Raw genomic sequence first — 5,475 nt, forward strand, 5'->3', positions numbered from 1 at the left:
ATACCTGACACATCGCTTCAATGGGAAATTGTTGTCGCCATTGTTCGATTAACGCGTATTTTTCAGCGACTCCTGTGCAAAATACGCTGTTGCTTTTTTTAATATATCTCGCTCAAGGCGAGCTTCATTTAACGCCTTACGCAGTTGCAGAATTTCAGATTCCAGTTCAGCCACCGTGCGGGAACCAGGAGTACCGAGCCCTTTTCTGGCGGCGGTAACCCATTGTCCTAAAGTGCCTTCAGGAAGGGATAATCGGGAAGCGCCTTCACTGATCGAAAGTTGATTTTCAAGAACCGTTCTGACAGCTTCGGCTTTGAACTCTTTAGAGTAACGTTGGTTTTTTCTGCTCATTATTAGCTCCTTCTGATGCCATTCTATTTCAGGAAGGAGTGTCCGTTAAACTCAGGCTACCTCAAACTTAGCAGCACCGCCAGCGGTAATTGTGTTGGAAGATAGTGCCATGCCAGCGCCGTAGCCCCCGGACCATTAACGTTAATGGTAAAAGGAAAGCGTTGCGAAGAAACCTGATAGTTTTCATTGTCTTCAGGTTGCGGAAGGGAATCTACCAGCCCATTACCATAGAGCAAATGCCGTTTGTCCACCGTCAGGCTGGCGCTACTGATTTGCTGCAGTTGTGGCTCAAGGAGCATTGCCGTCAGTAAGTCGATGTTAATCATCTCCATGACCCCAGCATTGCTACTGCCCGCTGCAGGCGTCCATTGAATCAAAACCGGACTGCCTTTAATCAGGGCACGGTCGATCGTCAGGCGTAAAAGTGGTTGCGGTGCAGGAAGTTCAGCCAGAATGTCCACGACGGGCACATTGCGATAACCAAAAATGCTGGAGCAATAGAGTGTGCCGTCTTGCACCAGGCCAATGGATCGCACAGTTTGGAGTTTTGCCGCCTGTTTACGTAATGGCAAATGGGCGACAGAGCAGGGCAGGGCAATCAGCGGAAGCAAGACTTCGCTACCTGCCTGTAGGGGAAGCAGTACTTTATCTAATTCCTCTACAGCGTGATTGGCGAATTGTACTACCCGTTGTTGATTTAAGTTACGCTGTGAAATAAATCGCACGCTCAGGGTCGAAGCGAGCGTAACGAGTGCGCAAATCGTACAAACAATCATTCGATTACGTCGATAGGTTTTAATGATCCGTTGTGCTTTTTGCATGCGGGCCACCCTGTAAGCGTATGGCGACAAACGCCTGACGCAACAGTAGATGTGTAGTGGGGAATATTACAGCAGACGAGAAAGCGGGTATAAATTCGCCCATCCGTTGCAGATGGGCGAGTAAGAAGTATTAGTCACACTGGACTTTGATTGCCAGACCACCGCGTGAGGTTTCGCGGTATTTGGCGTTCATGTCCTTACCGGTTTCGTACATCGTTTCGATGACCTTATCCAGCGAGACGCGCGGTGCACTGGTGCGGCGCAGAGCCATCCGTGCGGCGTTAATCGCCTTCACAGAGGCAATGGCATTACGCTCAATGCACGGCACCTGAACCTGCCCTGCAACCGGGTCGCAGGTTAAACCAAGGTTGTGTTCCATGCCAATTTCCGCCGCCACGCAAACCTGTTCCGGGCTACCGCCCAGCAGTTCTGCAAGACCCGCAGCAGCCATTGAACAGGCAACACCCACTTCGCCCTGGCAACCAACTTCCGCACCGGAAATAGAGGCGTTCATTTTATACAATGCACCAATCGCGCCCGCTGCCATAAAGTAACGGGTATAGATGTCCGGGCTGACCGATTCAATAAAGTGGTCATAGTAAGCCAGCACTGCCGGAACGATACCGCAGGCACCGTTGGTTGGCGCAGTTACCACACGACCACCGGCGGCGTTTTCTTCGTTAACTGCCAGCGCAAACATGTTTACCCAGTCAATGACATTCATCGGATCGTTAGACAGTTTATCGCTGGAAACCAGCATCCGGCGCAGGGCAGACGCACGACGTGGCACGCGCAGCGGGCCTGGCAGTACACCTTCGGTGTTCATCCCGCGATCGATACATGCCTGCATGGTTTGCCAGACATGCGCGAAATACTCGTCGATCTCTTTCTTGCTGTGCAGCGCCAGTTCGTTCTGCATAGCGAGACCTGACAGCGAATAGCCGGTTTCATTACAGTACGCGAGCAGTTCGGTGGCAGATTTGAACGGATACGGCACGCTTACTTCGTTGGCAGCATCCTGACCAAAGTGTTCTTCATCGACGATAAAACCGCCGCCGATGGAATAATAAGTTTTGCTGTAGACGACTTCATCGCCGTTATAGGCGTGGATTTGCATACCGTTTTCATGCAGCGGCAGGTTGCCGTTATGAAAACGCATCCCGTTGTCGCGCGGGAAATCCACTTCATGCCGTCCCTGTGCCAGCAGCAGACGTTCGTGCTCTTCTACGTCGCGAATAAAACCGGGAATACTGTCGATATCCACGGTGGCAGGTTCGTTACCTGCAAGACCCATAATAATGGCGATATCGGTGTGGTGGCCTTTACCCGTCAGCGACAGTGAACCATAAACGTCCACGGCAACGCGAGTAACGCTATCCAGTAAGCCTTTTTCGACCAGATCATCGACGAACTGTTTACCCGCCTTCATAGGCCCTACGGTATGGGAAGATGAGGGACCAATCCCCACCTTAAACATGTCGAATAGACTAATCACGATAATACTCCTGACAAGGTGACTGGACTTCCAGTAACGAACTAATAACAGCGCATAGTGTAAGAGGGAACGCGGCGACTGGCTTAACTATTCACATGAATTAAACTAATCAAAAACCGCGATTTAACTAATATTGCGATGATTGTCTCAAGTAGTGTTTTGTAGATGTAAAGATAAGTATAGTCAGGGTTTCACACCAATTTGCAGCGCCAGCTCACGAATTATGCCTGCGGTCATTCCCCATACAAAATACTGTTCGTACCAGGACAGCCATACCCGATGTGAATCGCCACGGCGGTAGATATCTAAAGGGTGATAACGACCCAGATGTAATGCCTGGGCGAGCGGCATTTCAAACACCGCCGAGACTTCATCTTCACTGGCGCGATACGGCAGATCGGGTGGGATAATGCCGACCACTGGGGTTACCTGATAGCCAGTTACGCTATCGACGGGCGGCAGCACGCCGATAACTTCAACGGCGGAAGGCGGTATAGCGACCTCTTCTTCAGCTTCGCGCAGCGCGGCGGCGATAACTGATGCGTCCGTGTCATCGACTGCACCTCCAGGGAATGCCACTTGTCCAGCGTGTTTACGCAGATGAATTGAACGCTGAGTCAGCAACAACCCCGGTTGCGGTCGACGGACGATGGGGATTAACACGGCAGCCTGACGATGATTTAGGGTTTCCCGGTTAATTTGCGGGCGCAAAAGTTGAAAGCGAGATAAAAAATCATCAAGCGTCAGGCTACGGTATTCCACGTCTTACTTCTCCAGTTGGCGTAATATCTTAGTAACTTTATCAAAAGTTTCCTGATATTCCGCTTCTTCCTGGCTATCGGCGACAATTCCACCGCCCGCAGAGCAGTATATTTGTCCGTTAATGGCAGTCAGCGTGCGGATAGTAATGCTGGTATCCATGTTGCCGCAAAAGCTCAAATAGCCAATGCTGCCGCACCAGGCATTACGTCGCTGCGGTTCCAGTTCGTCGATAATTTCCATAGCCCGTACTTTCGGAGCCCCGGTTATTGAGCCACCAGGAAAAGCTGCGCGCAGCAGATCGCTGGCGTGTAACTGTTCTGGTAGTCGCGCCGTTATAGTGCTGACCAGATGATGCACGGCAGGGAAGGGTTCCACCACGAAGAGCTCTGGTACTTTTACCGAACCGGCTACGGCAACACGACCGATATCATTACGCATTAAATCGACAATCATCAGATTTTCGGCACGATCTTTCGCTGAGTTCGCCAGTTTTTCTGCTTGTTTGCTATCTTCCTGAGGATCGGGCAGGCGTGGTAGCGTGCCTTTAATCGGGCGGGTCTGGATTTCACTATTATCACAAAGAATAAACCGCTCTGGCGAAAGGCTTAAAATTGCACCCTGTTCAAGACGTAAAAAAGCGCTAAATGGCGCGCGGTTGGCCTGATTAAGCTGAAGGAATGCCTGCCATTCATCGCCAGAATAGGTCGCATGAAAACGCTGGGCGAGATTCACCTGATAGCAATCACCGCTGTGCAGATATTCCTGTACCTGGCGAAATTTTTCGCCGTACTGCTCGCGGGTCATATTGGATTGCCAGTCGGAAGTGAGCGTGAAATCTTCCTGCGGCGAGAATTGCTGGCTTTCCAGCCAGGCCCGACGGGCATTGACATCATTATGACTCAGCAAAGAAACTGTATGACGCTGGTGGTCGACAATGAGCGCCCAATCGTAGATACCCACTGCCATATCCGGCAGAACGATATCTTGTTCCGCAATTTCTGGCAGTGACTCAAAACGGCGGCCCAGATCGTAGCCAAACAACCCCAGTGCGCCGCCCTGAAATGGCAAATCTTCGTTATGCGTTGGGCGAATGTCTGCGCGATCCAGCACCTGCTGGAGCACCTGTAGCGGGTCATCAGTGGTCGTTGTGCGTTTTTCGCTTTCACTAACAACGGTTTCTTTACCGAAAGTGGTTAAAGTGCAAATCGGCTCGGCGACCACAATATCAAAGCGGCTATACGGATGATCGGCATAGCCGGAGTGTAAAAGCATCGCCCACGGCAGGTGGCTTAAGCGGGAGAAATAAAATTCAGCGGCGTCCTGACGCCAGGGTAAAGTAATCACAGCGGGAGATAACGTCTTCATCAGTCCTGACTCTACTGGCTATGTGCCGGGTAGCATGAAATAATTAGCGCCAACAATTTAGCAGGAGTTAACAATGTTTGCAGGTTTACCTTCACTCACCCATGAACAGCAGCAAAAAGCTGTCGAGCGGATCCAGGAACTGATGGCACAAGGGATGAGCAGCGGCCAGGCAATCGCGCTGGTGGCAGAAGAGCTGCGTGCCAACCACTCCGGCGAGCGAATCGTGGCGCGTTTTGAGGATGAAGACGAGTAACACACTAATCCGTATCGATTTCGTTATAGAAGCCGATGATGGTAATGACTCCAACTTACTGATAGTGTTTTATGTTCAGATAATGCCCGATGACCTTGTCATGCAGCTCCACCGATTTTGAGAACGACAGTGACTTCCGTCCCAGCCTTGCCAGATGTTGTCTCAGATTCAGATTATGTCGCTCAATGCGCTGAGTGTAACGCTTGCTGATAACGTGCAGCTTTCCCTTCAGGCGTGATTCATACAGCGGCCAGCCATCCGTCATCCATACCACGACCTCAAAGGCCGACAGCAGGCTCAGAAGACGCTCCAGTGTGGCCAGAGTGCGTTCACCGAAGACGTGCGCCACAACCCTCCTCCGTATCCTGTCATACGCGTAAAACAGCCAGCGCTGACGTGATTTAGCACCGACGTAGCCCCACTGTTCG

At 51.3% G+C, this 5,475-nt stretch carries 4 protein-coding genes and 3 pseudogenes; 1 reads left to right on the forward strand and 6 read right to left on the reverse strand.

The features are described 5' to 3' along the window. The 5 genes and pseudogenes from BFF42_RS10565 to pabB all read right to left on the reverse strand — a co-directional run. Positions 1-351: pseudogene (locus BFF42_RS10565) on the reverse strand (transposase); the annotation flags it as partial. Positions 352-413: 62 nt separating this feature from the next. Then, positions 414-1,172, reverse strand: a pseudogene (locus tag BFF42_RS10570) (CSS-motif domain-containing protein); the annotation flags it as partial. Positions 1,173-1,302: 130 nt separating this feature from the next. Then, on the reverse strand, positions 1,303-2,667 hold the full coding sequence (gene sdaA, locus BFF42_RS10575; RefSeq protein WP_000624286.1) for an L-serine ammonia-lyase: 1,365 nt from the start codon (positions 2,665-2,667) through the stop codon (positions 1,303-1,305). A 183-nt stretch (positions 2,668-2,850) separates the two neighbouring features. Next, complete coding sequence (locus BFF42_RS10580; RefSeq protein WP_000456725.1) at positions 2,851-3,429, reverse strand: CoA pyrophosphatase; 579 nt, start codon at positions 3,427-3,429, stop codon at positions 2,851-2,853. 3 nt (positions 3,430-3,432) lie between these two features. Beyond that, the gene (pabB, locus tag BFF42_RS10585) at positions 3,433-4,794 is read right to left on the reverse strand and encodes an aminodeoxychorismate synthase component 1 (RefSeq protein WP_000855021.1); all 1,362 of its coding nucleotides are present in this window, start codon (positions 4,792-4,794) and stop codon (positions 3,433-3,435) included. A 73-nt stretch (positions 4,795-4,867) separates the two neighbouring features. Here pabB and BFF42_RS10590 point away from each other — a divergent pair, with 73 nt between their 5' ends. Further along, positions 4,868-5,047, forward strand: coding sequence for a YoaH family protein (locus BFF42_RS10590; protein WP_000457334.1), 180 nt, complete (start codon positions 4,868-4,870; stop codon positions 5,045-5,047). A gap of 55 nt (positions 5,048-5,102) precedes the next feature. On the opposite strand, the pseudogene BFF42_RS10595 reads toward BFF42_RS10590, so the two are convergent. Then, positions 5,103-5,475: pseudogene (locus tag BFF42_RS10595) on the reverse strand (IS1-like element IS1X2 family transposase); the annotation flags it as partial.

It is taken from the genome of Shigella sp. FC1661 (assembly GCF_001712525.1).
Classification (GTDB): domain Bacteria; phylum Pseudomonadota; class Gammaproteobacteria; order Enterobacterales; family Enterobacteriaceae; genus Escherichia; species Escherichia coli.